The organism is Leisingera aquimarina DSM 24565 (genome assembly GCF_000473165.1).
Lineage (GTDB): Bacteria > Pseudomonadota > Alphaproteobacteria > Rhodobacterales > Rhodobacteraceae > Leisingera > Leisingera aquimarina.
In genome coordinates this window covers 3,924,850-3,949,947 of the sequence record NZ_KI421504.1, presented here as the reverse complement: position 1 = coordinate 3,949,947, position 25,098 = coordinate 3,924,850, and the positions used below count along the sequence as shown (strand labels likewise).

Genomic DNA, 25,098 nt, shown 5'->3' with positions numbered 1-25,098 from the left:
GCGCAATGTGCTACGAAGGCCCTTGCCCCGGGTCCAGATTGTAACAATTGAAGCAGCGGCCCGATCTTCGGGGATCGCGTCGCTAAATCGTTGAATTTTTATATGTGATATCTCCGAGAAAGTTGTGCCCGAGGCCAAGCGTGTCCGCACATTTGACACGCAATTCTGCATGCAGTTCGTCCAGTTCTGCGGCAGGTCCAATACGCTGAACGTACCGTCGGGCGTTCTGGAAGCGCTGGACCGGATACCACACCCGAAGCCGCATCGAAGCCAAGATGCGCTGCCTCAAGGCTTTCGGCGAGCCCATCGCCGCAAGAGACCCCGAGCGCCAGACCGCCGAGATCCACATTCGCATCGCTCTTATGAACCGCTGCAACGCGCTCGGCACCGACGAGACCGTCCGCGTGGCATGAAGTCAGTGGGGAAAGGGGAAGTCACACCTCACGTGTGAGTTCTGCAACAATGCCGTTCACAGACCTGGACGATATGGGGGGCGAGGGCGTTTTTTCGGCGTCTCAGGCTCAGGAAATCATCAAAATTATGCACACAATCAACCAAGAAAAGGCAGCTTGAACTGCCCTATAGGCGCAAAAGAAAGGCCATCGTATGAGCCCCAGGAAAGGCAGGTCCATCGAATTATTTTTCCACGATGGTGATCCGGATGGAATGGTAACAGCCACTATTCCCTTTCAATGGACTGGGCACGTGCTGCGTGTGCCCCGCGGAAAAATTGATGAAGGGCTGAAGGAACCTGAGGCCAACCAGCCAGGAATTTACTCCCTGAGCGGGCAAGGACGCGCTGCTGACAGCGGCAGTTACCGCCGCCGCAGCAGGTAGATATCCATGATCCAGCCATGCTCGGCCCTTGCCTTGGCGCGGGTTTCAATGATCTGGTCGGCAACCTCCGCCAGCGGGCCTGCCACGGAAATCTGGTTTTCCATGCCCGCGTAGGCGGTCCAGAAGATCTCTGCCTCTTGCGCATCAATGGACTGGAACGAACATTCCCCGTCCAGCATGATCACCAGCGTATCAGCGCTGTCCGGCCAGCCGTTTTCGCGCAATTGCCGCCCGGTGGTGATGGTGAAGGGGGCGCCGATCTCGTTCACGGGAATCGCTTGCGCCGCGGTCAGTGCCTGGATCGAGGTGATGCCGGGGATCACTGTCAGTTTGATGTCCGCCAGCGTCTTCAGCCGCTCAGCAATCCGCATGGTGCTGTCATAAAGCGATGGATCGCCCCAGACCAGAAAGCCCGCCTTGCCGCCTTCGGGCAGGTTCGCGGTGATGTTCTGCCACCAGATTTCCGCGATGGCGTCGTGCCAGTCGTCCACCCGCCGACGGTAGCTTTTGGTGGCCTCGTCGCGCACCGGCAGGGCGAATTCGACGATCTTCGGGCTGCCGCCCCGGATCGCCCGGGTGCAGATCTCGCGCCTGAGCCCCGCCAGATCATCCTTGCCCGCGCCCTTGTTGGGGATCAGGATCAGGTCTTGCGCATTCAATGCGTCGATCGCCTGCAGCGTCATGTGCTGCGGGTTGCCGGTGCCGATGCCGATCAGGGAAAGCTCAATCATCACGGGGCCTCTCACATGAAAACACGGCCCCCTATGGGGCCGCGCGCTGTTGTCTGCAAGCCTGCAATTGCGGTCAGGAGCCTTCGCTGTCGGACGGGGCGGTCACCTTGGCTTCGACCGGCACGCCGTCGACCATCAGCGGGCTGTGGCTGTTGGTGTTCAGCGAAACTTTCACCTCGGCGCCTGCGGGCAGAGACGCAATATGCATCCAGTCGGCGTACAGGCGGGCGAGTTTTTCGCCATTGATATAGACATGCGCATGGCCTTCGCCGTCTGCATCCGCGGCAGAGGCGTTCCAGGGCGCAAAGCGGAAATTCTGCGGCGTGACCTGCAGGTTCCAGCCGGCCATCGGGTCTTTGTGCAGCTGGACCGCAACACCGGGCGCATCCGGGCCCGCCGCCAGGTCGACAGCCTGAGAGTGGTCATGGGCTGCCATTTCGGCATTGCCGCCGCCAAGATGCGCAGGATCGCCATGGTCATGGCCGTCAAAGGTGATGCCATTGCCGGCAGCCGTCACAAAGCCGGCGCCGCCGCCGAACACCAGGCCGATAGCAAAAAGAGCGAGAGAGCGGGACATCTTGTCATCCTCGGAAAAAAGAATGCCCCCGCCGGTTCCGTGCCGGCGGGGAGCAAGAGGGGCGGGATCAGGCAGCGGCGTCCGTGCGCTTGCCTTCAGCCTGCCAGAAGTAGCCTGCAAAGCTGCCCAGCAATACCCAGGCGGCCATGCCGATGCCAAAGGCACGGGCGGCAAACAGGGCGCCGATCTCGGTCGGAACCGGGCCTGAGAACGTCTCCGGCTCAGGCGCGCCGATGATATGCGGCGCCATCAGCAGCAGGGCTGCAACCAGATAGCTCACCAGATTGCCGCCAAAGGCGATCAGCCCCATGGCCACGCCGGCCGCGGCCACCGTGATGGTCCACCAGATCTGGCGCACGCCCACGTCGGCGGCCGCCACACCGGGCACTTCCGGCGCCAGCGACAGGCCGGGGGCGAAATGGAAGGCGACAAAACCCGCCAGGCCCCACATCAGGCCGGTGCGGGCGTTGATCTCATGGCCTTGGCGCTCGGCCACCGACATCAGCGCGGCCAGCACCAGCCCATAGCCGGTATAGGTCAGCATGGTGAAGATGATGCTGAGACCATCGCGCACCGGTTCGGCAAACATGCCGGGCAGGTCGGGATGAGCGGTGACGGGATCAGCGCCGAAATGCACCAGCTCGCCGCTCTCGTAGAGTTCGGCGTGGAGCAACACGGGCTGCACGAAATAAAGCTGCAGCAGGGCGGTAATCAACCCTGCTGCAGCGCCAGCGAACAAGCCGCTGGTCAGAATGCGACTGTACATGGCCTTAGTGGCAGGGGAAGCCGGTAGCGTGGCGCACATCATGAGCGGCATCATGCAGGGCCGAAGCCTGAACATGGCCGGTCAGGGTGATGATCCCCAGGCCCAGTACCACAGCAAACACTGCAGGCAGGAAAGAAGTGCCGGCGGCGGATGCCTTGATCGTTTTCGTCGTCATTTTAGTCCTCCTTGCCGTCACACCCGACGGCGTAAGTTGCGTCCTTTACACGGCCGGTCTCCTGACTCGCGGGTCGCTGCTGCCCTCCTCCTTCCCGGCGCGCTCACGCCAGTGGATATTGGAAGGCCGCTCGCCGCTCACAGTCGCGGGGGCGGTTGAGGCTTCGGTGCCGCGATTTGGTCCACCGTCCTCATTCCCGTTTCAGTCCCAGTGCTTAGGCACTATCAGACACCGTATCTTACGTTAATGCCTGCAGGGGATATTGCGGGTCAAGGAGGAAACCGCCAGATTCATGCTCTGCAGCGTCATACAGTGTCATGCCGCGTCTTACGGTGTGATGCAGGGGATGCAGGAGAGTGCGCAAGCCCCGCGCGCAGCGGTGGCTCAGCCGGCTTCTGCCGGGATCCGGGCAATGGCCTTGAACCGCAGCCTGCCCAGGGCGCGGGCATCTGCGAAATTGCCGTCGGCGCTGTCCCGGTACAGACGCAGGAATGTCAGCAGATCCGGAAGATCCCCGGCACTGATTTCACCAAACAGATAGGCGGTCTTGCCGCTTTGGCGCACCGCCAGGGTCTGCGGCCGCTTGCAACCGGACATGCAGTCTACCTGCTGCAGCCGCGCCCTCACCCCGGCGCCCTGCAGCGCCTCCGAAACTTGCCCGAACAGGGCGGGATCCGCATCGTGGCAAATGCGGCACAGGGTGAGGGTGGGCAGGCTCATTCCGGGTCCGCCAGCGGCCCGTATAGGATCAGCACCGGAGCGGTGGTCTCCATTTCCCGCAGCAAGGCCGGCAGCTCGCCCACAGTGTGGCGGTGCAGCGCCTGTTCCGGTGTTGACACGCCAAGCGCCACCAGCGCCGGTGTGGTGTCCGGCAGACCGGCCTCCATCAGCTTTTCCGACAGGCCGGCAAAGGTGCGCTTGCCCATATAGACCACCGTGGTGGCCTCGGCATCGGCCAGTGCGGCCATGTTCAGGCTGTCCGGCAGTCCGCCGGTCACGTCATGGCCGGTGATATACTGCAGCCGCCGCGCGGTCATGCGCCGGGTCAGCGGGATGTTCGCCGCCGCCGCCGCCGCCGAGGCTGCGGTCACGCCGGGCACGATCTCAAACGCGATGCCTGCTTCGCGCAGTGCGGTGATCTCTTCTTCCAGCCGTCCGAAAACGCCGGAATCCCCGGACTTCAGCCGTACCACATTGAGGCCGGAAGAGGCATAATCCACCAAAAGCCGGCTCACATGGTCCTGCTTGGGCGAGGGACGGCCCGCCCGTTTGCCGACACCGACCAGATCGGCGTCTTCGCGGGCGTGGCTCAGGATCGGCCCCGAGGACAGATCGTCAAACAGCACCGCATCCGCCGCGGCCAGCCGTTTGACCGCTTTGACGGTCAGCAGCTCCGGGTCGCCGGGGCCGGAGGAGACAAAGCTCACAAAACCGCTCATGCGTGTTCTCCAGTGATCAGGTGGAAGAAGGTTCCGGTGACATTGCCTTTGATCGAGCCGGTTTCCGGCACCGGCCCGCCGTCAGCGTCCATGACGTTGGCCAAGGGCGCGTCGGGTTCTTCCAGAATCGTGGAATAGTGAAACTCATGCCCGCGCAGGGCAGTGCCCGCGCCAAACCCCGGCATGCCCGCCTGCAGGATCGCCCTGCGGTAGCCGAGGTGGAATTTGCGCTTCTCGTAAGAGGTCACAAGGCCCAAGAGGCCCAGCATCCGGTGGCGGTTACCCTCCTTGTCGATCAGCGCCTCGCCTAGGGCCATGTAGCCGCCGCATTCGCCATGTACCGGCTTGGTTTCGGCATGTCTGAGCAGGCCGGCGCGGAAAGTCTCCGCCGCCGCCAGGGTGCCGCCGTGCAACTCCGGATAGCCGCCGGGCAGCCAGACCAGATCGGCATCCGCTGCGGGTGCTTCGTCCGCGAGCGGCGAGAACGGCAGGATTTCCGCCCCTGCCGCGCGCCAGCCGGTCAGCAGATGCGGGTAAGTAAAGGAAAACGCCGCATCCCGCGCCAGCGCAATCCGCTGCGCGGGCGGTTTGGGCAGGCTTGCGGGCGCGGGCGCCTGGCCCGCCAAGGCTGCTGCCTTGATCGCCTCCAGATCCACATTCTCGCGCAGAAACGCCGCATAACCGGCAATCGCCGCTTCCAGATCGGGATGCTCCACCGCCTGTATCAGGCCCAGATGGCGTTCGGGCAGGGTCAGGTCGCCGCGCCGCGGCAGGGAACCGAGCACCTTGATACCCGCCTTCTCCATCCCCAGCCGGGTCAGCCGTTCATGCCGCGGGCTGGCGACCCGGTTCAAGATCACCCCGGCAAAGGGCACCTCGGTGTCGTAATTCTTGAACCCCAGCGCGGTGGCAGCCGCGGATTGCGCCTGGCCGCCAACATCAACCACCAGCACCACCGGCCAGCCCATGCGCTTGGCGGTCTCGGCTGAGGAGCCAAAACCCGACTGGCCCCGCGTCGCCACCCCGTCATACAGCCCCATCGAGCCCTCGCCGATACAGATTTCCGCACCTGCCGCCTGGCTGGTGACCGCGTCCAGCAGACCGCCATCCATCGCCCAGGTGTCGAGGTTGAAACTTGGCCGTTTCGCCGCCGCCAGATGGAACGCCGGGTCAATATAGTCCGGCCCGCTCTTGTAGGGCTGCACCACGAGGCCGTCTTCGGCCAGCGCGCGCAGCAGGCCCAGCATCACCGTGGTCTTGCCGGTGCCCGAGGAGGGCGCCGAGATCATCAGTCCGGGAGGGTTCATATCAGTCATCGCCATGGCTCCAGCTTGACCACGGGCTGTCGGCGCTTTGCGGGCGGTAGCGGCGGTCGTATTCGGTGGAATAGAGGCAGCTTTCGTCAAACCCTTCGCCCTTCAGCACCGGCCCCACCAGAATGAGGGCAGTGCGGGAGATCTTCTCGTCCAGCGTTGCTTTGAGCGTGTCCAGCGTTGCCCGCAGGATCTGCTGATCCGGCCAGCTGGCGCGGTACACCACCGCTACCGGGCAATCACCGCCGTAATGCGGCGTCAGGCTGTCGACCACATGGTCCAGATTGCCGATCGACAGGTGGATGGCCAGCGTGGCGCCGGTCTTGGCAAAATTCTCCAGCGACTCGCCTTCCGGCATCGAGGACGCGCGGCCCGGGGTGCGGGTCAGCACCACCGACTGACCAAGGCCGGGCAGCGTCAGTTCGGTCCCCAGCGCCGCCGCCGCGGCGGCAAAGGACGGCACACCGGGGGTGACGCTCACCGGAATGCCCTCGGCCTTCAGACGGCGCAGCTGCTCGCCCATCGCCGACCACACCGACAAATCGCCGGAGTGCAGGCGGGCGACGTCCTGGCCTGCCTCATGCGCCGCCTTGATCTCACCCACGATGGTCTCCAGATCCATCGCCGCGGTGTTCACGATTTTCGCGTCCGCCGGGCAGTGGCTCAGGATTTCCTCCGGCACCAGCGAGCCGGCGTACAGGCACACCGGGCAGGCGGCGATGATGTCGCGCCCGCGCAAGGTCAGAAGGTCGGCAGCGCCCGGTCCGGCGCCAATGAAGTGAACGGTCATGGCTCAAGTCTTTCTGCTATGGCCGCGGTGGCAAGCCCATCCGCGGTGACAACTCTGGGGGCGAGGAGGCGCGCCCGCGCGCCCGCTGCCCCATGGCGCGCCCCGGCCAGCGCCGCGGCTTCCGCCAGCGATCCAGTACCGAACCGCGCCTTGATTCGGGGTGAACAGGTCAGCGTCTTCTCCCCGGCAACATCTTGTTCTTGCAGCGTAATCACTGGCAGTCCGGTGTTTCGCGCAAATTCTTGCATTGCAGGCGCGGCAGCCTTCTCCGCGACAGAGGCCAGCGCATCCACCCGCACCCCGGTCAGCGCAAGTGCGGCCTGCAAATCCACCGCCGTGGCAGCGCCGCGAAATCCGATGCCCGCCACTTTCATCGCGTGACACTCCACTGCATGACAGGCCGCGCCCGGCGCCAGTCGCGCATGGATCCCAGCGGCCCGGCCTCGGCAATCTCCGCCTTCAGCAGATGGCCGCCGCGCGTGGCCTGGGCCTGCATCAGCAGGGTCTCGGTCTCCAGCGTCACACCATTGGCGACCAGCCGCGTGCCCTCGGGCAGCAACTCCCACAGATGGTCCAGCAGCGCTTGGCTGCCGCCGCCGCCAATGAACACGCAATCGGGCAGAGGCTGCCCTTCCAGCACATCCGGCGCCTTGCCCAGCACGGTACTCATCCGGTGATCCAGCCCAAACGCCGCCGCATTGGCGCGGATGTTTGCCAGACGGCTTTCGCGCGGCTCAAACGTGATGGCCCGCGCAGCCGATGCGGCCAGGCACCACTCCACGGAAACAGACCCGGAGCCGCCGCCAATATCCCACAGCACTTCTCCCGCCCGCGGCGCCAGCGCTGACAGCGTCAGCGCCCGGACGGGCCGTTTGGTGATCTGCCCGTCGCTGGCGAAATGCGCATCGGCCAGCCCCGAAGCCTGCGGCAGCCCGGGCCGCATGGCCTCGATGGCCATAAGGACCGGAGCCCCCCCCGGCGGCACATCCCATTCTCCGGCAGTGGTACGGAACATCCGTTCCTTGGGGCCGCCAAGCCGCTCCATCACATGGAGCTGCGCATCGGGCTGGCCGTTCTGAACCAGCCACTCTGCCAGTTCCCCAGGGGCCATCCCGTCCCGCAGGGTGCAGATCACCCGCACCCCCCGGGCCAGCAGCGGCAGCAGCCGCGCGTAAGGCGCCGCGTGCAGTCCAAGGCACAGCACCTCTTCCAGCTTCCAGCCCAGCCGGTTTGCCGCCAGCGCAAAACACGATGGCGCCGGGTAAGAGACCCATTCACCCGCCTCCAGATCCCGCATCAGCGACCCGCCCGCCCCATGCCAGAACGGATCGCCAGAGGCCAAAACAACCACGCGCCGCCCGCGCATCGCCAGCACAGGGGCGGTCGAAAACGGCACCGGCCAGGGCTGCCCCTTGGCGCCTGCGCCAGCCAGTTCCAGATGCCGGGGCCCGCCGAAAATAACCTCGGCCTCCGCCAGCGCCTTCCGGCTTGCATCACCCAAGCCTTCCAGTCCATTTTCGCCCAGACCGATTATCGTAAGCCACGGGTTAGACATGACACGCATCCTTCTTCTGGGCGGCACCAGCGAGGCTTCGTCGCTCGCCAAGACGCTCGCCGAATCCGGCGCGGATGCGGTGTTTTCTTATGCCGGCCGCACGGCCAAGCCGGTCAGCCAACCGCTGCCCACCCGTGTTGGCGGCTTTGGCGGCGTGGACGGGCTTGCAGCCTATCTGAAAGCCGAAGCCATCACCCATGTCGTCGATGCAACCCACCCGTTCGCAGCGCAAATGAGCACCAATGCAGTGCAGGCTTGCGAAACAGCGGGCGTGAACCTCTGCGCCTTTGAACGCCCGGCCTGGCAGGCGGGCGAGGGTGACACTTGGGTTCACGTCGGGACTATTGGTGAAGCCGTCGACGCTCTGCCCGAGGCCGCGGCGCAGGTGTTTCTGGCGATCGGTAAACAGAACCTCACCCAATTCGCGGCCAAACCCCAGCACCACTACCTGCTGCGGCTGGTCGATGAACCGGAGGCGCCTTTGCCGCTGCCGCACACCACGGTCGAGATAGCCCGCGGCCCGTTTGATGCGGTGGATGACACCGCACTGATGCAGCGCCATGGCATCACCCATGTGGTCGCGAAGAACGCCGGTGGCATGGGCGCCGCGGCCAAACTCACTGCCGCGCGAGGCCTTGGCCTGCCGGTCATCTTGATCGGCAGACCGCAGGTGCCCGTGCGGCCCATTTTGGGCAGCGTAGCAGAGGTTATGGCCTGGCTGTCGCATACCGCTGGCTAACCCCTAGGTCTCGGCCGCATAGCGGGGGGTATAGACGTAATTGCCAATGCGCCGCGTGTCGCGGTTGCCAACAATCACCACGGTGCGCATGTCGGCCATCTCAGGCGTTGCGTCCTTCAGCGGCACGGTCAGCAGCTCCTGGCCCGGCTTGGTCACGTCGCGGGCAAAGGTGATGAGGGTGTCCTGACCGCAAGCCTCCCGCAGGATCTCCAGCGCCCGGGCAAACTGATGCGGCCGCGACTTGGAACGCGGGTTATAGAACGCCATCGCCAGCCCGGCTTCGCCAACCAGCTGCAGGCGTTTCTCGATCAGGCTCCAGGGTTTCAGGTTGTCGCTGAGGTTGATGGCGGCAAAGTCATGCCCCAGGGGGGCGCCGATGGCGGCAGCAGCAGCCAGCATCGCGGTGATACCGGGCAGCACCTTGATCTCCAGATCCAGCCATGCGGGATGGCTTTCTGCGTTGTTTTCAAGCGCTTCGAACACGGCAGAGGCCATGGCAAACACCCCGGGATCGCCAGAGGAGACCACCACAACCCGCTTGCCCTCGGCTGCCATCTCCAGCGCATGAGTGGCGCGGTCGACCTCGACCCGGTTGTCGGTGGCGTGCAGGGTCAGGCCGTCGCGCGGCTCGATGCGTTTGACATAGGGGATGTAGCCAACGATATCAGTGGCTTCACCGATGACATCGCGCACTTCCTGGGTCACCAGCGTCTCGTTGCCCGGCCCCAGGCCGGCAATCACCACCCAGCCGTTTTGCGATAATTTCATGGCCGGCGCCCCTGTCCGTGAACCAATACGATGGAGAAATAAGGCACCTCGCCGGCGATCTCTGAGAGCTTCTGCACGGTTTGCCCCGGCATGGTGCCGCGTTCAACCAGCCAGGCGTCTTCGGCGCGGCCCGCACGCTCCAGCGCGCGGCGCAGCTTGGGTAGGTTGCGGCCGATCTTCATCACCACCAGCGCGTCGGTTTCTGCCGCGCGTTTGGCCAGCTCATCCTCGCTGAGGGTGGCCATGGCCACAGTCAGCACATCGTCGCCCCAGGTGATCGGCTGGCCGGAGGCGGTCCAGCAGCCCGACATGCCGGTGATGCCGGGCACGATCTCCTGCTCCGCGCGGCCCTGCAACCGGGAGTAAAGATGCATGTAGGAGCCATAGAGGAAGGGGTCGCCCTCGCAGAGCACCACCACGTCTTCGGTCTGCGCGATCTCGGCCAGGGTATCGGCCCATTGATCATAGAACGCGCCCAGCACCCGGTTGTACTCGGGGTCCGAGAAATGGATCTCGGTGGTAACCGGATATTCCATCGCGTGTTCGGTGACACCGTCTGCCAGCATGCCTTCGACAATGGCGCGGGCCTGGCCCTGACGGCCTGCTTTGCGGAAAAAGGCGATGTGGCGCGCGCCGGAAATCATCCGGTGCGAGCGGACGCTCATCAGGTCGGGATCACCGGGGCCAAGCCCTGCGCAGATGACTTTACCCATGGGTTACTCTTTCCAGCTCGCCAGCGCGTTCACGGCGGCGACGGTGATGGCAGAGCCGCCAAGGCGGCCTTTGACGATCATCGAGGGGACCGGCAGGTCCTCCATCAGCGCGTCCTTCGACTCCATCGCGCCGACAAAACCCACCGGGCAGCCGATGATGGCGGCGGGGCGGGGGCAGGACGGGTCTTGCAACATGTTGAGCAGATGGAACAGCGCGGTCGGCGCGTTGCCGATGGCAACGACGGCGCCTTCCAGTTTCGGCCGCCACAGTTCGAGGGCTGCAGCGGAGCGGGTGTTGGACATTTCCTTGGCCATCTCCGGCACGCGTGCGTCGCGCAGGGTGCAGATCACCTCGTTATCCGCTGGCAGGCGCGGGCGGGTGATGCCTTCGCTGACCATGTAGGCGTCACACAGGATCGGTGCACCCTTGGCCAGCGCGGCGCGGGCGGTTTCCGCCATGCCGTCGGAGAAGCGCACGTGTTCTTCCAGCCCCACCATGCCGGCGGCGTGGATCATGCGCACGACGACGCTTTCCTCGTCCTTGCTGAAGCGCGCCAGATCAGCCTCGCGGCGGATGGTGGCAAAGCTCTCGGCATAGATCGCGGCGCCGTTGGTCTCATAGGTGTGGAGCATGTCAGCTGCCCTCTTTCAGAAGTTCGGGAGCGGCGCGTAAGGCGCGGGCGCTCAGGCGGGTCTTTAGCGGCTGATCCGCGGCAGTGCCATTGCGGATCAGGGAGAATTCGTTTTCACCCGTCGCGGTCAGGGTGAGCGGGGCGGTTCCGGGGCAGGCGCAGCCCTTGGCGCAGCCGGAGATATGCAGCTTTGTCCCTGCGGGGACATGCCGCGCCAAGTCCCGCGCCAAGTCCCTGGTGGAGGAAAGCGCCTGCAGGCAGCCGGGTGCCCCGGTGCATGCAACCACTTGCAGGCGCGGATCCGTTGCATCGAGGATCAGGCCGGGCAGGGGCGGCAGGCTGGCGGCGCCTTCCACCAGCAGTGCGCGCCAGGGGGTGAGGCGGATTTCGCCGTGTTCTGCGAGCTGCGCCAGCGTGGCAGCGGGCATTTGCCCGAATTCCAAAGCGGCAAGTGTCCCCGCGGGGACAGCGCCAGGTTTTGCGCAAAAGCCGGCCTTTGCCATCGGTGCGGCATGCGCTGGCGGCGGCCCGCGGCGCGCGATGAGACGGTGCATCCTGCCACGGCCTTCGGGCGCGCCGCCTTGGGTAAGGAACCAGCGGGCCAGGGCGAGGGCTTCGGGAACGGCGGATTCACGTGTGACGAGTTTGACGGTTTCTGCTCCGTCGGCGCGCAGGATCAGGGTCTCGCCTGCGCGCTCAACGCGGATGTCGGCGGCGGTGTCCTGCAGAACCGGCGCCGCGCCGCAATCGACGGCAAAGCCGAACTTCCCGGGCAGGGAGAGGTCCGTTGCGGCGGTCAGTGCGGCGCTGAGCTCAGTGGCGATGGTGTGGGTGTCGTCTTCCTCTGCCCAGAAGGGGGCGAGGAGGACGTTGCGGCGGGCTTCGGCCTGCGTATCCGGGTCAATCACGCCAAGGTCCCGCAGGCCCGCAATTAGGTCTTCATGCGCATCCTCGCGGATGCCGCGCATCTGCAGGTTGGCGCGGGCGGAGATGTCGAGGAGGCTGTTGCCGAACTCTTGCGAAAGTCTTGCCACGCCGCGCGCCTGGGCAACGGAGAGTTTACCAAGCGGCGCGCGCACCCGCACAACCAGACCGTCGCCCGACATCATCGGCCGCAGCGCACCGGGGCACCAGCCGTAGACTTTGGGTTCGGGCGCGCCATTCATGCGGCACCTTCCAGATCGGCCATGATCGAGTTGCGGCGGGTGCTCCAGAGGCCTGCGTCAAACAGCGCCCGGAAGCGGCCGCGCATGGCCTGCAGTGCCTCCGGGTTTTCGCGCTCCATGAATGCCGCCAGATCGTCGCGGCCCAGGGTGGCCTCGAAATAGAGGTCGAACAGATGCGGCTGCACCACCTGCGCCAGATGCGCAAAGGCGGCCATGTGGTCGAGGGTGGCGGCGATCTCGGCGGCGCCGCGGAAGCCGTGGTTCATCATCGAAGTGGCCCAGTCCGGGTTGACGGCGCGGGCGCGGGTCACGCGGGCGATTTCCTCGCCCAAGCTGCGCGCCTGCGGCTTGTCCGGACGGGTGGCGTCCATGTGGTAGAGCGCGGGCGCGGCCTGGCCTATGCGGGCCATGGCGGCGGCAAAACCGGCCTCGTGCGCGGCATAGTCCGAGGCGACCAGAAGGTCGGTTTCCGGCAGATCCTGCAGATGCACAAAGCTGTCTGCGGTTTGCAGCCGGGTTTCCAGCGCTTCGCGGGCGTCGCTGATCGCGCCCTTGGCGTCGATGGCGTGGGAGGAGGCGTTAAGCCAAGCCTCACCTGCCGCCGCGCGCGCCTCATCTGTGTAGTCATCCAGATGCGGGTTCATCGACAACCCGTATTGGCCCGGCTTGGGGCCGAAAACGCGTGGGGTTTCGGTGAGGTAGGGGTTGTCCGTTTGAGTTTCTTCGCGCTGAGCGAGGGCGGCGGCGGCGGTTTCGAACATTTGGGCAAGGCCCGGGAAGACGTCGCGGAACAACCCGGAGACGCGCAGGGTCACGTCGATGCGGGGGCGGTTCAGAATCGACAGCGGCAGCACCTCGAAGCCGGAGACGCGCTCGGAGCCTTCGTCCCACTTAGGGGCAAGGCCGGCGAGGTGAAGCGCCATGGCGAACTCCTCGCCCGCGGTGCGCATGGTGGCGGAGCCCCAGAGGTCGATCACCAGCCCCTTGGGCCAATCGCCGTGATCCTGAAGGTGGCGGCGCAGCAGCTCTTCCGCGAGTTTCACCCCTTGCGCCTGCGCCGCCCGCGACGGCACCGACCGCGGGTCGGTGGTAAAGAGGTTGCGCCCGGTGGGGATCACATCGGCGCGCCCGCGGAACGGCGAGCCGGAGGGGCCGGGGGGGACGATCTGGCCGTTGAGAGCGGCAATCAGGCCGGCGCGCTCCTCCGCCCCGCATTGGCCGGTGCCGAAGATGTGCAGCCCTTCACCGTACTGGCTTTCCTTGATGTCGCAGACAAAGGCGTCGATGCGGGTGATGGCCTCCGCCGGGGACGTATCGGGGGTAAGGCCGAGGTCAGCCTCGACGCCGGTGCCTTGCGCCTCGGCGCGGATGTCGCCGATCAGCCGGTCGCGGCGGGCGGGGTCGAGGCCATCGGCGGTGGAATACTCGTCCAAGAGGCTTTCGAGCCGGGCCATGCCTTCGGGCAGGGTGGTTTGCGCCAGGGGCGGCGGCAGGTGGCCGATAGTGATAGCGCCGATGCGGCGCTTGGCCTGGGCGGCCTCGCCCGGATCGTTGACGATGAAGGGGTAGGCAACGGGCAGTGGGCCGGTCAGCACCTCGGGCCAGCAGGCGCCGGAGAGCGCCACTGCCTTGCCCGGCAGCCATTCCAGCGTGCCATGGGCGCCGATGTGGACGAGGGCGTCGGCTTGCCTGCGCAGCCACAGGTAGAAGGCGACATAGGCGTGGCGCGGGGTGCGGTCGAGGTCGTGGTAGTCGTCGACGCGGGTTTTGACTTCGCCGCGTTCGGGCTGCAGCGCGACCAGGGCGTTGCCCGCGCACAGGGCCTTGAAGTGGAAAGCGTTGTCGCGGCAGCCGGGGTCTTCCGCCGGGGGGCCCCAGGCCTCTGCCAGGGTGTCCTGCAGGTCTTGCGGCAGGGTGGCAAGGGCGGTGCAGTAGTCCGCCAGCGGGACGCTGAGGGTTTCGTGCATCAGCCGCAGGCCGGTGTTTTCCTGCGGCTCCACGGTATAGCCCTGGTCCCACAGCGCGCGCAGGATCTCATCGCAGGAGGCCAGCGCGTCGAGGCCCACGGCATGGGCAAGGTTGTGGTCGCGGCCCGGATAGGTGGAGAGGATCAGGGCGAGGCGTTTCTCTGCATTCGGCAGTTTGGCAAGGCGCAGCCAGCCCTCGACGCGGTCGACGGCGGCTTTGATGCGGTCCGTATCGGGACGGTGGGCAAAGCGGGAGTATTGCAGGTCCGGGTCTTTCTTTCCCGGGGATTTGAAGCTGACAACACCTGCGAAGATGCGCCCGTCGACCTCGGGCAGGACGACATGCATGGCGAGGTCGGCAGGCGACAAACCGCGATCGGCCTCGGCCCAGTCTTTCTTACGTGCAGTGGAGAGGGCGACCTGGAACACCGGGCAGCCGGTTGTGGAGAGCGGCGAGGCGCTGCCGTCGGTGCCTTGGGCTGAAAAGGCGGTGGCGTTGATGATCGCAGCCGGGACCAGCGCCGGGAGGGTTTCGCGCAGCCAGCCGGCGGCGGCTGGGGCTTTGAGACTGGCGGCAAAGACGCCGTAGGCGGCGTAGCCGCGGCTGCGGAGCTCCTTGATCAGCGCATCCACCGGGGCGGTGTCGGCGGCAGTGAGGTAGGAGCGGTAAAAGCTTACCAGAACCAGGGGTTTGTCCTGCGGCGGAAGGTCGGCCAGCACGCCCTTGTCCGGGTCATAAAACCCGTGCTGCGGCATGGATTTGAGGCCGAGGACGGGGCCGGCATAGAGGCCTGCTGCGAGGGACAGCTGGGCGAGTGCGGCCTGGGCGGCAACGGCGCCGCCGGCATCGCATAGCGCCTGAAGGCGGCGCAGGGTGGAGACGGGCAGGGTGGACAGCTCATCCAAACGCGTGTCTTCGCGCCCGTCTGCGGGCAGAATCGCCAGCGCAATGCCCTTGCGGCGGGCAAGGTCCTGCAGAGTGGCGAGGCCGTAGGACCAGTAGCTTTCGCCGCCAATGAGGCGGACAAGGATGCCCTTGGCGCCCTCCAGCGTCTGTTCCGCGTAGACGTCGACCGACAGCGGGTGCTTGAGCGCCACCAGATTGGCAACCCGCAGGGGGGGCAGCTTGCCGTCTGCCCGGTGCCAGCCCGCCGCAAAGGCACCGAGGTCGCTGTCGGAAAACGAAAGCACCACGAGGTCCGCGGGCGTCTGCCCGAGGTCCTGGGGTGTATCGGTCTCGTCGAGGCCGTGGCTTTCGCGGAAGACGACGTGCATGGGTCAGGCTCCCTGCCTGTAGAGGGATTTGGAAAAGGGGAGGGCAGCGCCCGTCCCGGCGGCGGGCGGGACGGGCGCTGCCCGGCATTGCAGCCGGGCGGTGCCGTCAACAATCTGACACTTCGCCAGCAACAGCCTCAGGCCCCCAGCTCGGCGCGGATGGCCTGTTCGTCGATGTCGTCATGCTCGGCGATGACCACCAGTGCGGTCTTGCGCGGCTGCGCGCCCCAGGGCTGATCGTATTGGGCGCGCAGGCGCTCGCCCACGGCCTGAACCAGCATCCGCATCGGTTTCCCCTCCACAGCCACATAGCCTTTGACGCGCAGGATGTTGCGCTCGCGGGCGAGTTTCACGATAGCATTCTGCAGCGCTTCCGGGTCGGATACTTCGCCCATTTCGACAACGATGCTTTCAAAATCGTCATGCTCGTGGTCGTGGTGGCCGTCGTGGTGGCTGGGGCGGGCATCCAGATCGTCCTCGGCAGCCGCACCCAGGCCCAGAATGATGCGGGGGTCGATGACGCCCTCGCTCATCGGCAGGATCGGCAGCTTGCGGGGGGCCTCGGCCTCGATCACCGCGCGGGCTTTTTCGACGCCTTCGTCGCCGGCCAGATCGGCCTTGGACAGAAGCACGATGTCGGCGCAGGAGATCTGGTCCTCGAACACTTCGGACAGCGGAGTTTCGTGGTCGATGCTGTCGTCCGCCTCGCGCTGGGCCTGCACGGCGTCTAGATCGGGGGCGAACTGGCCTTTGGCCACCGCCTCGGCATCGGCCAGCGCAATCACGCCGTCCACGGTGATGCGGGAACGGATTGCGGGCCAGTCGAAGGCCTTCAAGAGCGGTTTCGGCAGGGCCAGGCCGGAGGTCTCGATCACGATGTGGTCAGGTTTCTCAGGCAGGGCCATCAGCTGTTCGATGGTGGGGATGAAGTCATCGGCCACGGTGCAGCAGATGCAGCCGTTGGCCAGTTCCATGATGTTCTCGGCCGGGCAGTTGTCATCGGCGCAGGATTTCAGGATGTCACCGTCCACACCGGCGGTGCCGAACTCGTTCACCACCACGGCCAGACGCTTGCCCTGCGGGTTCTGCATCAGGTGGCGGATCAGGGTGGTTTTGCCCGCGCCAAGGAAACCGGTGATGACGGTGACGGGGATCTTGTTGAGGTCGCTCATGATTACTCCTCGGAGAAGAACTTGGCCGGCGGGATGCGGGCAACGGATTGCTTGCGGAAGGTCTGCGGGCGTTCGCGCCACGGCACGACACCGTCAGCGGTGCCGGCATAAGCCGCCGCGCCTTCCAGGATTTCGGGGACATGCTGGTCCGGGTCGAGGTCGCCGTAGACATAGGTCCAGCGCTCGGCGCCGCCGATCAGCGCAACAGCGCAGCCGCGCTTGCAGGAGGACAGGCATTCGACACCGCGCAAGGAGACTCCTTCGGGCATTCCGGCTTCTTCCAGGGCTGCGTGCAGGATGGCGCCGGGGCGGGCGGCCTCCGGGTCGGCGCCGTTGCGGCGGCAAGTGAGGCACACGGTCAGCGTGACCGGTCCCGGGGTGCTGGCGGGGGTGCCCGCCTGTTCGTCAGCCATCAGCGCGTCTCCTGTCGCGGCAGGCATGCGGGATGGCCAGATAAGAGCAGTGTCGTGCAGCCCCTCACCCGGTCGCAGAACACCCCGTCTGCCCGTTGATCTCTCTCACGCTGGCAGGTCTCCCGGCTTGCGGATGCCAAGGCGTGCGCCTTGCCGGCCATCCTGCCTTCCCGGGGGTACCCAGTGGCATGGCGGCCTCATCCGGTCACGGTCGCGGGGGCGGCTGTGCTTGAGCCCTTTCGGGGGCCTTCACATTCCCTCTTCGCCTGTTTTCACAGGAACCAGCTGAACCCCCTTGCGCTATCGTGCCCTTCTTTGTCAAGACATGGGGCAAGCAGCAGGAGAGCCCCCATGAGCGAAAAGTCTGAAACCGGCATCTCAGAGGAAGAAGCCGCCCGTCACGCCTCCAAGATGGCCAAGAAGAAAGCCGCGCGCGACCGGATGATGAAGACCAAGGAGGGCGAGAAGGGCCTGATCATTGTCCACACCGGGCCGGGCAAGGGTAAATCCTCGTCGGGGTTCGGGATGATCATGCGCTGCATTGCGCATGGGATGCCGTCGGCGGTGGTGCAATTCATCAAGGGCGCCTGGCAAACCGGCGAGCGCACGCTGATCGAGGAAAACTTCAGCGATCTGTGCCAGTTCTACGCGATGGGCGAAGGCTTTACCTGGGAGACGCAGGATAAGGCGCGTGACATTGCCGCCGCGCAGAAGGGCTGGGAGAAGGCCAAGGAGATGATCCTGGACGAGAAGAACACCATGGTTCTGCTCGATGAGATCAACATCGCGCTGCGCTATGAATATCTGGACCTGGAAGAGGTGCTGGAGTTCTTGGTGGAGCAGAAGCCGCCGATGACCCATGTGGTTCTGACAGGCCGCAATGCCAAGGAAGAGCTGATCGAGATCGCCGATCTAGTGACTGAGATGGGGCAGATCAAACACCCGTTCCGCGCCGGGGTGAAGGCGCAGAAGGGCGTGGAATTCTGAGATGTTTGGCCCGGCCAAGAGGCCGGGCCGCGCCCGCCCCTCCCGTCAAACCGAAGGTTTTCCTCCGGCAAAACGGGAGGGCGCTTCGCACCCATCCAGGCTCGGGCGCAGCCCTAAGCGTTATGCCGCGAGCTGTGCCGCTTTGCCTTGGATATAGGCATCCACCGCTGCGCGCTGGGCCTCATCCAATCGCAGCCCCAGCTTGGTGCGCCGCCACAGGTAATCGTCGCCTGCGCGCACCCACTCGCGGGCAATCGCCCAGTCGAGCTCCCGCGCGGTGATGGTGGCGCCGAAGTCCTGGCCCAGATCACCGGCGGTCATGGCGTCCCCCAGCACCTCCCAGGCCTCGGTGCCATAGGCGCGGATCATCCGGCCCGCCCAATAGGGCGTGAGGAACGGGTAATCCGCGGCTAGTTTGTCTTGCAGTTTTTTCACATCCTCCACCGGAAAATCGCCGCCGGGCAAGGCTACGTCTGCGGTCCAGTCGGCGGGCAACTGCGGGAAGACTTCGCCGATCTTTGACAGCGCGGCTTCAGCCAGCTTGCGGTAAGTGGTGATCTTGCCGCCAAAGACATTCAGCAGCGGCGCCTGCGCCTGGTCCAGTGTCAAAACATACTCGCGGGTGGCGGCGGTGGCAGAACTGGCGCCGTCGTCATAAAGCGGGCGGACGCCGGAATAGGTCCAGGCAATGTCCTCGCGGCTCAGCGGTTGATCGAAGTATTGAGATGCGAAATTAACCAGATAGTCCTGCTCCGACTCGGTGCACTGCGGTTTAATGTCCGGGTCCGCATGGTCGGCGTCGGTGGTGCCGATCAGGGTGAAATCCTGCTCATAGGGGATGGCAAAGATGATCCGCCCGTCGGTGCCTTGGAAAAAGTAGCAGCGGCCATGATCAAACAGCTTGGGCACCACGATATGGCTGCCGCGCACCAGGCGCACGTTCTCGCGGCTGTTCTGGCCCAGCTTCTGGTGCAGCACGTCGGCAACCCACGGGCCGCCGGCATTGACCAGCATCTTGGCGCGGTGCTCCTGTTCGGCGCCGGTGGCGTGGTTCTTGGTGCGGATCACCCAGTGACCGGCGTGGCGCTCGGCTGAAATCACTTCGGTCCGGGTCAGGATTTCTGCGCCGCGGAACTGTGCGTCGCGGGCGTTCAGCACCACCAGCCGGGCGTCTTCGATCCAGCAGTCGGAGTATTCAAAAGCGGTTTTGAACTTGGCCTTCAGCGGCCTGCCAGCGGGGTCGTGCGACAGATCCAGCTTGGCCGTGCCGGGCAGGATGCCGCGTTTGCCAAGGCTGTCATACAGGAACAGCCCCAGCCGGATCAGCCAAGCCGGGCGGCGGCCCTTCATCCAGGGCATGAAAGTGGTCAGCAGTTTCGACGTCGGCGTTTCGCTGTCAAACCGCATCTCCTTGTGGAACGGCAGCACAAACCGCATCGGCCAGGAGATATGCGGCATCGCTTTCAGCAGCACTTCACGCTCGATCAGCGCCTCACGGACCAGGCGGAATTCGAAGTATTCCAGGTAGCGCAAACCGCCGTGAAACAGCTTGGTCGAGGCGGAGGATGTGGCGGAGGCGAGGTCGTTCATCTCGGCCAGGGTGACGGAAAGGCCGCGGCCGGCGGCGTCGCGGGCGATGCCGCAGCCGTTGATGCCGCCGCCGATGATGAAAAGGTCCGTTACGGGCGTGTCAGTCATTTTCGCTGCTTTCGTTTTGTCCTGCGGTCAGGATCCGGGTGCCAGCGGTCTGCGCCGCCTCGGCAAATTCAGGGGGGACGGGGCGGTCGGTGATCAATACGTCCAGCTCTGCCACGTCGCAGATCCGCACCGGGGCAGAGCGGGTGAACTTGCTGCCGTCGCAGACCAGAACACGCTGGCGGGCGTTTTTCAGAATCGCGCGGGCGACGGACACCTCGCGGGCGTCGTGGTCCATCACCGAACCGTCCGCATCCAGCGCCGAGGCGCCGATGACGGCGAAATCCACCTTGTAGCGGGACAGGAACTCCACCGCGTCCTCGCCGACGATGGCGCCGTCGCTTTGCCGCACGGTGCCGCCGGCCAGGATCAACTCCTTGGCCTGGCCGCCCATCATCAGGTTGATAATGTTTATGTTATTGGAAATCACCGTCAGTCCGCTGTGGCCCGACAGTGCCCGTGCCACTTGTTCTGTGGAGGTGCCGATGTTGAGCGTGAGCGAGCAATTGTCAGGGATCAGCTCGGCGGCGAGGGCGGCCATGGCCAGCTTGTTGCCGGCGTTCAGCTTGCGCCGGTCCTCGTAGCCCTGGCTGGCGGCGGAGCTGACCCGGACGGCACCGCCATGCACACGTGACAAGGCGCCGCGCGCAGACAGGTCGCGCAGGTCGGCCCGCACCGTTTGCAAGGACACGCCAAAGCGCTGGGACAGGTCGTCGACGTCTACCCGGTCCCGCTGGTTCAGCAGGGTGATGATTTCGTTCTGACGGCCTGTGGCATCCATTTGCTTTCCTTTTGCTGCGATTCTTTAGTGGAAGACGTGAGAAAAGTCACCCGGTGTTTTCGTTTTGATTTCGTGAACTGCAAAAACGAAAAGGCGCACCGCGAACGGCGCGCCTTGACTGAGCCCTGTTCCGGCTGGCTCAGCTGAGCGGGATCAGGTGGTTGTCCCAAGCGAGGTCTGCGCGGTGCAGCCGGTGCTGGCCGGTGTCCGAAATCGCGAAGAACCGGCCGGTTCCGGTGCTGGCTGTGAAGCCTCGGGGGGCGGCGGCAAGGCCGCAGACGTCGTGCATCCTGTGCTCTTTCAGCAACGCTCCGCCGACAGTGTCCAGCACCTGCAGCACCCCGCCGCGCGGGGAGGTGACGCCGATCTGGCTGCCATCAGCGGAAAAGGCGATGGAGCCGCCGTAGCCGTTCATGTTCAGAACCCGGGGGTCATCTTCGGCCAGCAGACGCGCAGGGCTGCCGGGCTGGTGCAGGCCGGCGGTGGGGACCTGTTCGCCCAGATCGCCCTGCCATTGCATGGCAAAGCCGACGGTGCCGTCTGGGCGCATGGCCAGATGGCGGATCGAGTTCAGATGCAGCTCCTTCGGCAGTTCCATCTGTTCTTCCAGAGTTCCGTCCAAGTTCAGGTAGCTGAGGTTCGGGCGCATGTCCGGAAGGTTCAGCTTGGTGCGGCCGCTGTCCGGATGTGTTTCAATGCCGCCATTGGCCACCACCAGCCCCGGCGCGTCCCGGCGCAGAAGCATATCGTGCGGACCAATGCCGCCGGAGGCAAAGGCGGCAATGCGTTTATAGCCGCCGGATGCGTCCCAGACGCCGATCACACCGCGGGCGTTTTCATAATCGTTTTCGGTGGTGAACAGGCGGCTGCCATCGGGAGAAAAGGCGCCGTGGCCATAGAAATGTTGGCCAGCGGGTGGCTCCAGCCGGGCGATGGCCGCGCCGCTGCGGCAGTCGATCACATCGGCAAAGCGACCGGGCCGGCGGGCAAAGGCAACCGCTTCGGGACGGGACGGGTGGGCTGCCGCCGCGTGGCCGCGGGCGGGCAGCGGGTGGCGGAACAGAACCTCGCCGTCTTCTGTGAGGCCCGCAAGCAGGAAGGCGCCGCCGGCGTCCTTGCCGGCAGACAGGAAAGCGGGGCTGCCGGCGCTGGCCCAACTGGCCTGCGGGGCGAGGCCTGCGGCCAGAAGGCCGGCCAAAAAGCCGCGGCGGGAGGCCATATCAATCGCCGTCCAGAGCGTTGAAACCTGCCTCGACTCCCAGGGTCGGGCCCAGTTCCCCGGTCACCAGCCTGCGCAGGTCCTTGATCTCCTGCTGCAGGGATTCGATGCGGAACCGGCTGGCGGGATCCGCCACGCCTGCAAAGACCGGGTCGTTCAGAGACTCTGCCTTCTCGCGGGCCTTGGCAAAACCGGCAGTGATCTTGGCCTGCAGGTCCGTGTGGTTGTCTGCCAGCGCCAAGGCCAATGGTTCCAAAGCGTTCAGCGACACCAGTACATGGTGCAGGCTGCGCCCCGAACGGCGGGCTTCGGCGCGGTTGGGGCGGGGGCGGTCAAAGGTGCCAAGCGGGCGGCCCAGGCGCATGTCGTCCAGCACTTGCAGCCCGGTGGTGAGGGCCTTGAGCAGTTCCTGGATGATCTCCGCGTCGCTTTGGTAGCGATTGGCTGGGCTGCGCATTTCGGCGGCGTAGTTCTGTTCCCAGTCCATTTTGATGTATTGGGTTGTGGACGCGATGTCGGTGCTGATGGCGCGGGTCAGGGCGCAGCGGTATTTGTCGCTGCCTTCGGTGGAGAGCTGAGGGTCAAAGAGCAGGTACTCCAGCGCATAAAAACCGCGGGCGGCGATTGAGTAGCTGGAGAACTTCGCTGGGTCAGCGATGCCTGGGTCTTCGCTGCGGATCAGATTGGCCAGCGCCTTGGGCGTTTTACTGCGGCTGTCGGGCCAGAAAGCCAGCGCAAAGGCGCGGCTGTCAGTTTCCGTCGGCCCGAAACGGTAGGAGCTGGCGGCGACCCAGGCTTCGAAAGCATCGCCATAAGCCGCGCGCAGGGTTTCTGATTGCGGATGGCAATCCTTCGCCGCCGCCTTGTTCAATGCCTTGCTGTCTGCTGCCAGCTCTTGGAAAGCCGGGAGGATCAGTTGACCGGTGATCGTGCTGGACAGTTCCGACGCCGCGGCAGGAGCTGCGGCCAGGGTAAGAGTCAGGGCAAGGGCACGCATCAGAGGCTCTCCAGGAAGATGATCAGAGTGGCGCGGTCCTCTGGCGGCAGATCCACCACGCGGGATTTGGCGGCCTCTGCCTCGCCGCCGTGCCACAGGATCGCCTCCAGCAGGGTGCGGGCGCGGCCGTCGTGCAGGAAGGTGGCGCGGGGTGAGACCTGCTGCGTCAGGCCAATCCCCCACAGCGGCGGCGTGCGCCATTCGCTGCCTGTGGCGCGGGCTTCGGGGCGGTTGTCGGCCAGGCCTTCGCCCATGTCGTGCAGCAGCATGTCGCTGTAGGGCCAGATCAACTGAAAGCTTTGCTCAGCACGGTCGGCCAGCCGGTGGGTCACGTATTTCGGCACATGGCAGGAGGCGCAGCCGGTGTCATAGAATACCCGCTTGCCGTCCAGCACCTGGGGGGCGTCCGCGCCCCGGCGGGCAGGCACGCCAAGGTTGCGGCTGTAGAAGGTGACCAGATCCATATTGGGCTGGTCGATCTCGGTTTCACGGAAATCAGCACCGCCATGCGGGGCGGATTGGCATGCGGCTTGCAGATCGGTGCATTCGCCCGCATGGGCCGGGAACAGCGGGGTAGAGATGCCGATGTCACCGGAAAACGCGCCTGCGGACTGCTGATGCACGGTGGGGGCGCCGGCCTTGAGGCCGAAGCGGCCCAGCATGATCCGGTTGAATTCAGGCGACCAGACCAGATTAGCGCGGCCCGAGATGCCGTCGCCATCGGCGTCCGCCTCATCCGCATGGGCCAGGATGTCGGAGGCAGGGATCGCCTCCAGCAGGCCAAGGCCGATCATCAGGGGCGCGACGCGGGGCGACAGCATGGCGCCCTCGGCCAGCGGACCATAGGCGAGGTTTGCCGCGGTGTAGCTAGGGCGGCGCAGAGTGGCGGTCTCATTGCCGTTCAGGGCGACTTCGAACTCCTCGTAGTCCACCTGCAGCTTGTATTCCGGGATGATGCCGGGCGCCGAAAAGTCCTGCAGCTGACTGCCATAGTTCGGATCGGGCGCGGTGCCGATGTAATCCGTGATCTCCTGCAGCTCGGGCGGCACCGGGCCGGGGGTGGAAACCCGCAGGAACATGGTAGTGGAGGCGTAATCCGGCTGCTCCGGCACATGGCCGCGGCCGTCCTTCAGGTGGCAGCGCTGGCAGGAGCGGGCGTTATACAGCGGACCAAGCCCGTCTGACGCCTTGGTGGAGGAAGGCGAGAACACCCAGATCTTCTTGAACAGACCGTTGCCGAGTTTGAATTCCAGCTCCTGCTCGAAACTGAGGTTGGCAGAGTGCTGGGAGAACGCCTCGTCATCCGCCCGGGCGCGCACGGTTGCGGCACCAGCGGGCAGATCCTCGAATTGTTCGGGTGCAGAGAAATCGGTTGCAGGCGCTGCCACGGCGTTAATCCGGGCGCGTTCGGCATCGGTGCGGGGGAGGGGGGTGAGGTGCGGCTCTGCCTGGTATTGGCTGGCCAGGTCCAGCGCCGCAACGGGGCCGGCCGCCGCAAGAGCAGCAGCCAGAAACAGTTTAGTCTTCGATCTCTGCCATCTTGGTGGCGTTGAGCTGGGCATAGTTTTCGGCGCCGATCCGGTCGTGCAGTTCAAGCTGCGTTTCGAGGAAATCAATGTGGCCTTCCTCATCCGCCATCAAGTCTTCAAACAGCTTTTGCGTGACGTAGTCACCCGCTTTGTTGCAGGCATCGCGGGCTTCCTTGTAGAGCGCGCGGGCGTCCACTTCGGCGGCAAGGTCGCATTCGAGGGTTTCTTTCGGGGTCTGGCCGATCCGCAGCGGGTCAAGCTTCTGCAGGTTCGGGTGGCCGCCGAGGAACAGAATCCTTTCAATCAATTTGTCCGCGTGCTCCATCTCTTCGATGGATTCTTCGCGGCTTTTTTTGGCCATGCTGCCCAGGCCCCAATCGTCCTGCAGCCGGTAGTGCAGCCAGTACTGGCTGACCGCTGTCAGCTCATGTCGCAGCGCCTTGTTGAGATAGTCGATTACCTTGGCGTCGCCCTGCATATTCACTCTCCTGAATTCGGCCTGCGCCTAAATTCTGAAGCTGCGCAGGGACTTCCAGATTAGCATTCGCGCGCATGGTGTCGAGGAAAAGCGGCATGCATCCGCCGCAATCAGCGGCTTTCCCCAAGGCGTGATAAATCTTGCCAGGGGTGATTATCGTTTCGGGATCGGCATTTCGCATCCAGTCGATGGCTGCGCGGATGTCGTGGTCCGAGATCTGTGTGCAGTGGCAAACGATCATGCTGCTCGCGTCCTTGCCCGGTGGCGCAAAGGCCAAGTGATTCCGTTGGGAAATATATCCGACAGAATTACTGGGGTTTCAAGGGATATCCAGAGTAAAATGCTTAGATATACGTCGCGGGCGGGACCCGGACGGGTAAAAAA

General features: G+C 65.2%; 26 protein-coding genes, 1 pseudogene and 2 riboswitches. Of the genes and pseudogenes, 3 read left to right on the top strand and 24 right to left on the bottom strand.

Annotation, left to right across the window (positions count from 1 at the left end):
- Positions 1 to 212: 212 nt before the first annotated feature.
- Positions 213 to 413: pseudogene (locus AQUI_RS31000) on the top strand (IS5/IS1182 family transposase); the annotation flags it as partial.
- Between the two features lie 402 nt (positions 414 to 815).
- Here AQUI_RS31000 and cobF read toward each other — a convergent pair.
- From cobF to AQUI_RS0123805, 10 genes are all read right to left on the bottom strand, one after another.
- Positions 816 to 1,568, bottom strand: a complete 753-nt coding sequence (cobF, locus tag AQUI_RS0123850; RefSeq protein WP_027259776.1) for a precorrin-6A synthase (deacetylating) — start codon at positions 1,566 to 1,568, stop codon at positions 816 to 818.
- Between the two features lie 73 nt (positions 1,569 to 1,641).
- Positions 1,642 to 2,145 carry a hypothetical protein gene (locus tag AQUI_RS0123845; protein ID WP_027259775.1) on the bottom strand — a complete coding sequence of 168 codons (504 nt, stop codon included), beginning with the start codon at positions 2,143 to 2,145 and terminating at the stop codon, positions 1,642 to 1,644.
- Between the two features lie 67 nt (positions 2,146 to 2,212).
- On the bottom strand, positions 2,213 to 2,911 hold the full coding sequence (locus AQUI_RS0123840) for a CbtA family protein (RefSeq protein WP_027259774.1): 699 nt from the start codon (positions 2,909 to 2,911) through the stop codon (positions 2,213 to 2,215).
- Positions 2,912 to 2,915: 4 nt separating this feature from the next.
- Positions 2,916 to 3,086, bottom strand: a complete 171-nt coding sequence (locus tag AQUI_RS30300) for a CbtB domain-containing protein (RefSeq protein WP_084294506.1) — start codon at positions 3,084 to 3,086, stop codon at positions 2,916 to 2,918.
- Positions 3,087 to 3,120: 34 nt separating this feature from the next.
- Positions 3,121 to 3,337: riboswitch (cobalamin riboswitch) on the bottom strand.
- Between the two features lie 133 nt (positions 3,338 to 3,470).
- On the bottom strand, positions 3,471 to 3,806 hold the full coding sequence (locus AQUI_RS0123830) for a DUF1636 family protein (protein ID WP_027259773.1): 336 nt from the start codon (positions 3,804 to 3,806) through the stop codon (positions 3,471 to 3,473).
- Complete coding sequence (cobA, locus tag AQUI_RS0123825) at positions 3,803 to 4,525, bottom strand: uroporphyrinogen-III C-methyltransferase (protein ID WP_027259772.1); 723 nt, start codon at positions 4,523 to 4,525, stop codon at positions 3,803 to 3,805. The genes AQUI_RS0123830 and cobA overlap by 4 nt, the downstream gene beginning before the upstream one ends.
- Positions 4,522 to 5,841, bottom strand: coding sequence for a cobyrinic acid a,c-diamide synthase CobB (locus tag AQUI_RS0123820; protein WP_027259771.1), 1,320 nt, complete (start codon positions 5,839 to 5,841; stop codon positions 4,522 to 4,524). Before AQUI_RS0123820 ends, cobA begins: the two co-directional genes overlap by 4 nt.
- Entirely contained in the window at positions 5,834 to 6,628 is a 795-nt protein-coding gene (cobM, locus tag AQUI_RS0123815; RefSeq protein ID WP_027259770.1) for a precorrin-4 C(11)-methyltransferase, read from the bottom strand. The genes AQUI_RS0123820 and cobM overlap by 8 nt, the downstream gene beginning before the upstream one ends.
- Positions 6,625 to 7,002 (bottom strand): cobalamin biosynthesis protein, encoded by a 378-nt coding sequence (locus AQUI_RS0123810; RefSeq protein WP_027259769.1) that lies wholly within the window; start codon positions 7,000 to 7,002, stop codon positions 6,625 to 6,627. The genes cobM and AQUI_RS0123810 overlap by 4 nt, the downstream gene beginning before the upstream one ends.
- Positions 6,999 to 8,183 (bottom strand): bifunctional cobalt-precorrin-7 (C(5))-methyltransferase/cobalt-precorrin-6B (C(15))-methyltransferase, encoded by a 1,185-nt coding sequence (locus tag AQUI_RS0123805; RefSeq protein ID WP_027259768.1) that lies wholly within the window; start codon positions 8,181 to 8,183, stop codon positions 6,999 to 7,001. The genes AQUI_RS0123810 and AQUI_RS0123805 overlap by 4 nt, the downstream gene beginning before the upstream one ends.
- On the opposite strand from AQUI_RS0123805, the gene AQUI_RS0123800 reads away from it, so the two are divergent.
- Positions 8,182 to 8,922, top strand: a complete 741-nt coding sequence (locus AQUI_RS0123800) for a cobalt-precorrin-6A reductase (protein ID WP_027259767.1) — start codon at positions 8,182 to 8,184, stop codon at positions 8,920 to 8,922. The genes AQUI_RS0123805 and AQUI_RS0123800 overlap by 2 nt on opposite strands.
- A gap of 3 nt (positions 8,923 to 8,925) precedes the next feature.
- Here AQUI_RS0123800 and cobJ read toward each other — a convergent pair whose 3' ends face one another.
- From cobJ to AQUI_RS0123765, 7 genes are all read right to left on the bottom strand, one after another.
- Positions 8,926 to 9,690 (bottom strand): precorrin-3B C(17)-methyltransferase, encoded by a 765-nt coding sequence (gene cobJ, locus AQUI_RS0123795; RefSeq protein WP_027259766.1) that lies wholly within the window; start codon positions 9,688 to 9,690, stop codon positions 8,926 to 8,928.
- The gene (cobI, locus tag AQUI_RS0123790) at positions 9,687 to 10,403 is read right to left on the bottom strand and encodes a precorrin-2 C(20)-methyltransferase (protein WP_027259765.1); all 717 of its coding nucleotides are present in this window, start codon (positions 10,401 to 10,403) and stop codon (positions 9,687 to 9,689) included. The genes cobJ and cobI overlap by 4 nt, the downstream gene beginning before the upstream one ends.
- 3 nt (positions 10,404 to 10,406) lie before the next feature.
- Positions 10,407 to 11,036 (bottom strand): precorrin-8X methylmutase, encoded by a 630-nt coding sequence (locus tag AQUI_RS0123785; RefSeq protein WP_027259764.1) that lies wholly within the window; start codon positions 11,034 to 11,036, stop codon positions 10,407 to 10,409.
- A gap of 1 nt (position 11,037) precedes the next feature.
- Positions 11,038 to 12,201: a precorrin-3B synthase gene (cobG, locus tag AQUI_RS0123780; RefSeq protein WP_027259763.1), complete on the bottom strand. Its 1,164-nt coding sequence runs from the start codon at positions 12,199 to 12,201 to the stop codon at positions 11,038 to 11,040.
- On the bottom strand, positions 12,198 to 15,443 hold the full coding sequence (gene cobN, locus AQUI_RS0123775) for a cobaltochelatase subunit CobN (protein WP_027259762.1): 3,246 nt from the start codon (positions 15,441 to 15,443) through the stop codon (positions 12,198 to 12,200). The genes cobG and cobN overlap by 4 nt, the downstream gene beginning before the upstream one ends.
- Before the next feature lie 137 nt (positions 15,444 to 15,580).
- Entirely contained in the window at positions 15,581 to 16,615 is a 1,035-nt protein-coding gene (gene cobW / locus AQUI_RS0123770) for a cobalamin biosynthesis protein CobW (protein ID WP_027259761.1), read from the bottom strand.
- Between the two features lie 2 nt (positions 16,616 to 16,617).
- Complete coding sequence (locus AQUI_RS0123765) at positions 16,618 to 17,028, bottom strand: DUF1636 family protein (protein ID WP_027259760.1); 411 nt, start codon at positions 17,026 to 17,028, stop codon at positions 16,618 to 16,620.
- 95 nt (positions 17,029 to 17,123) lie between these two features.
- Positions 17,124 to 17,329, bottom strand: a riboswitch (cobalamin riboswitch).
- A 50-nt stretch (positions 17,330 to 17,379) separates the two neighbouring features.
- Between AQUI_RS0123765 and cobO the strand changes: the two genes are divergently transcribed.
- Entirely contained in the window at positions 17,380 to 18,015 is a 636-nt protein-coding gene (gene cobO, locus AQUI_RS0123760; RefSeq protein WP_027259759.1) for a cob(I)yrinic acid a,c-diamide adenosyltransferase, read from the top strand.
- A 120-nt stretch (positions 18,016 to 18,135) separates the two neighbouring features.
- Here the strand turns inward: cobO and glpD are convergent, their stop codons facing one another.
- The 7 genes from glpD to AQUI_RS30295 form a co-directional block, all read right to left on the bottom strand.
- Positions 18,136 to 19,713, bottom strand: coding sequence for a glycerol-3-phosphate dehydrogenase (gene glpD / locus AQUI_RS0123755; protein ID WP_027259758.1), 1,578 nt, complete (start codon positions 19,711 to 19,713; stop codon positions 18,136 to 18,138).
- On the bottom strand, positions 19,706 to 20,491 hold the full coding sequence (locus AQUI_RS0123750) for a DeoR/GlpR family DNA-binding transcription regulator (protein ID WP_027259757.1): 786 nt from the start codon (positions 20,489 to 20,491) through the stop codon (positions 19,706 to 19,708). The genes glpD and AQUI_RS0123750 overlap by 8 nt, the downstream gene beginning before the upstream one ends.
- A 139-nt stretch (positions 20,492 to 20,630) precedes the next feature.
- The gene (locus AQUI_RS0123745) at positions 20,631 to 21,710 is read right to left on the bottom strand and encodes a DUF1513 domain-containing protein (RefSeq protein ID WP_027259756.1); all 1,080 of its coding nucleotides are present in this window, start codon (positions 21,708 to 21,710) and stop codon (positions 20,631 to 20,633) included.
- A 1-nt stretch (position 21,711) separates the two neighbouring features.
- Positions 21,712 to 22,707, bottom strand: coding sequence for an imelysin family protein (locus AQUI_RS0123740; RefSeq protein ID WP_027259755.1), 996 nt, complete (start codon positions 22,705 to 22,707; stop codon positions 21,712 to 21,714).
- Entirely contained in the window at positions 22,707 to 24,269 is a 1,563-nt protein-coding gene (locus AQUI_RS0123735) for a di-heme oxidoreductase family protein (protein ID WP_051371971.1), read from the bottom strand. Before AQUI_RS0123735 ends, AQUI_RS0123740 begins: the two co-directional genes overlap by 1 nt.
- Positions 24,226 to 24,714: a bacterioferritin gene (bfr, locus tag AQUI_RS0123730; protein ID WP_027259753.1), complete on the bottom strand. Its 489-nt coding sequence runs from the start codon at positions 24,712 to 24,714 to the stop codon at positions 24,226 to 24,228. The genes AQUI_RS0123735 and bfr overlap by 44 nt, the downstream gene beginning before the upstream one ends.
- Positions 24,662 to 24,955 (bottom strand): (2Fe-2S)-binding protein, encoded by a 294-nt coding sequence (locus tag AQUI_RS30295; RefSeq protein WP_084294505.1) that lies wholly within the window; start codon positions 24,953 to 24,955, stop codon positions 24,662 to 24,664. The genes bfr and AQUI_RS30295 overlap by 53 nt, the downstream gene beginning before the upstream one ends.
- Positions 24,956 to 25,098: the final 143 nt, after the last annotated feature.

Coding starts and splice junctions, on each gene's coding strand:
- cobF (WP_027259776.1), bottom strand. CDS start 1,568: ATGATTGAGCTTTCCCTGATCGGCATCGGCACCGGCAACCCGCAGCAC.
- AQUI_RS0123845 (WP_027259775.1), bottom strand. CDS start 2,145: ATGTCCCGCTCTCTCGCTCTTTTTGCTATCGGCCTGGTGTTCGGCGGC.
- AQUI_RS0123840 (WP_027259774.1), bottom strand. CDS start 2,911: ATGTACAGTCGCATTCTGACCAGCGGCTTGTTCGCTGGCGCTGCAGCA.
- AQUI_RS30300 (WP_084294506.1), bottom strand. CDS start 3,086: ATGACGACGAAAACGATCAAGGCATCCGCCGCCGGCACTTCTTTCCTG.
- AQUI_RS0123830 (WP_027259773.1), bottom strand. CDS start 3,806: ATGAGCCTGCCCACCCTCACCCTGTGCCGCATTTGCCACGATGCGGAT.
- cobA (WP_027259772.1), bottom strand. CDS start 4,525: ATGAGCGGTTTTGTGAGCTTTGTCTCCTCCGGCCCCGGCGACCCGGAG.
- AQUI_RS0123820 (WP_027259771.1), bottom strand. CDS start 5,841: ATGACTGATATGAACCCTCCCGGACTGATGATCTCGGCGCCCTCCTCG.
- cobM (WP_027259770.1), bottom strand. CDS start 6,628: ATGACCGTTCACTTCATTGGCGCCGGACCGGGCGCTGCCGACCTTCTG.
- AQUI_RS0123810 (WP_027259769.1), bottom strand. CDS start 7,002: ATGAAAGTGGCGGGCATCGGATTTCGCGGCGCTGCCACGGCGGTGGAT.
- AQUI_RS0123800 (WP_027259767.1), top strand. CDS start 8,182: ATGACACGCATCCTTCTTCTGGGCGGCACCAGCGAGGCTTCGTCGCTC.
- AQUI_RS0123805 (WP_027259768.1), bottom strand. CDS start 8,183: ATGTCTAACCCGTGGCTTACGATAATCGGTCTGGGCGAAAATGGACTG.
- cobJ (WP_027259766.1), bottom strand. CDS start 9,690: ATGAAATTATCGCAAAACGGCTGGGTGGTGATTGCCGGCCTGGGGCCG.
- cobI (WP_027259765.1), bottom strand. CDS start 10,403: ATGGGTAAAGTCATCTGCGCAGGGCTTGGCCCCGGTGATCCCGACCTG.
- AQUI_RS0123785 (WP_027259764.1), bottom strand. CDS start 11,036: ATGCTCCACACCTATGAGACCAACGGCGCCGCGATCTATGCCGAGAGC.
- cobG (WP_027259763.1), bottom strand. CDS start 12,201: ATGAATGGCGCGCCCGAACCCAAAGTCTACGGCTGGTGCCCCGGTGCG.
- cobN (WP_027259762.1), bottom strand. CDS start 15,443: ATGCACGTCGTCTTCCGCGAAAGCCACGGCCTCGACGAGACCGATACA.
- cobW (WP_027259761.1), bottom strand. CDS start 16,615: ATGAGCGACCTCAACAAGATCCCCGTCACCGTCATCACCGGTTTCCTT.
- AQUI_RS0123765 (WP_027259760.1), bottom strand. CDS start 17,028: ATGGCTGACGAACAGGCGGGCACCCCCGCCAGCACCCCGGGACCGGTC.
- cobO (WP_027259759.1), top strand. CDS start 17,380: ATGAGCGAAAAGTCTGAAACCGGCATCTCAGAGGAAGAAGCCGCCCGT.
- glpD (WP_027259758.1), bottom strand. CDS start 19,713: ATGACTGACACGCCCGTAACGGACCTTTTCATCATCGGCGGCGGCATC.
- AQUI_RS0123750 (WP_027259757.1), bottom strand. CDS start 20,491: ATGGATGCCACAGGCCGTCAGAACGAAATCATCACCCTGCTGAACCAG.
- AQUI_RS0123745 (WP_027259756.1), bottom strand. CDS start 21,710: ATGGCCTCCCGCCGCGGCTTTTTGGCCGGCCTTCTGGCCGCAGGCCTC.
- AQUI_RS0123740 (WP_027259755.1), bottom strand. CDS start 22,707: ATGCGTGCCCTTGCCCTGACTCTTACCCTGGCCGCAGCTCCTGCCGCG.
- AQUI_RS0123735 (WP_051371971.1), bottom strand. CDS start 24,269: ATGCCCAGCTCAACGCCACCAAGATGGCAGAGATCGAAGACTAAACTG.
- bfr (WP_027259753.1), bottom strand. CDS start 24,714: ATGCAGGGCGACGCCAAGGTAATCGACTATCTCAACAAGGCGCTGCGA.
- AQUI_RS30295 (WP_084294505.1), bottom strand. CDS start 24,955: ATGATCGTTTGCCACTGCACACAGATCTCGGACCACGACATCCGCGCA.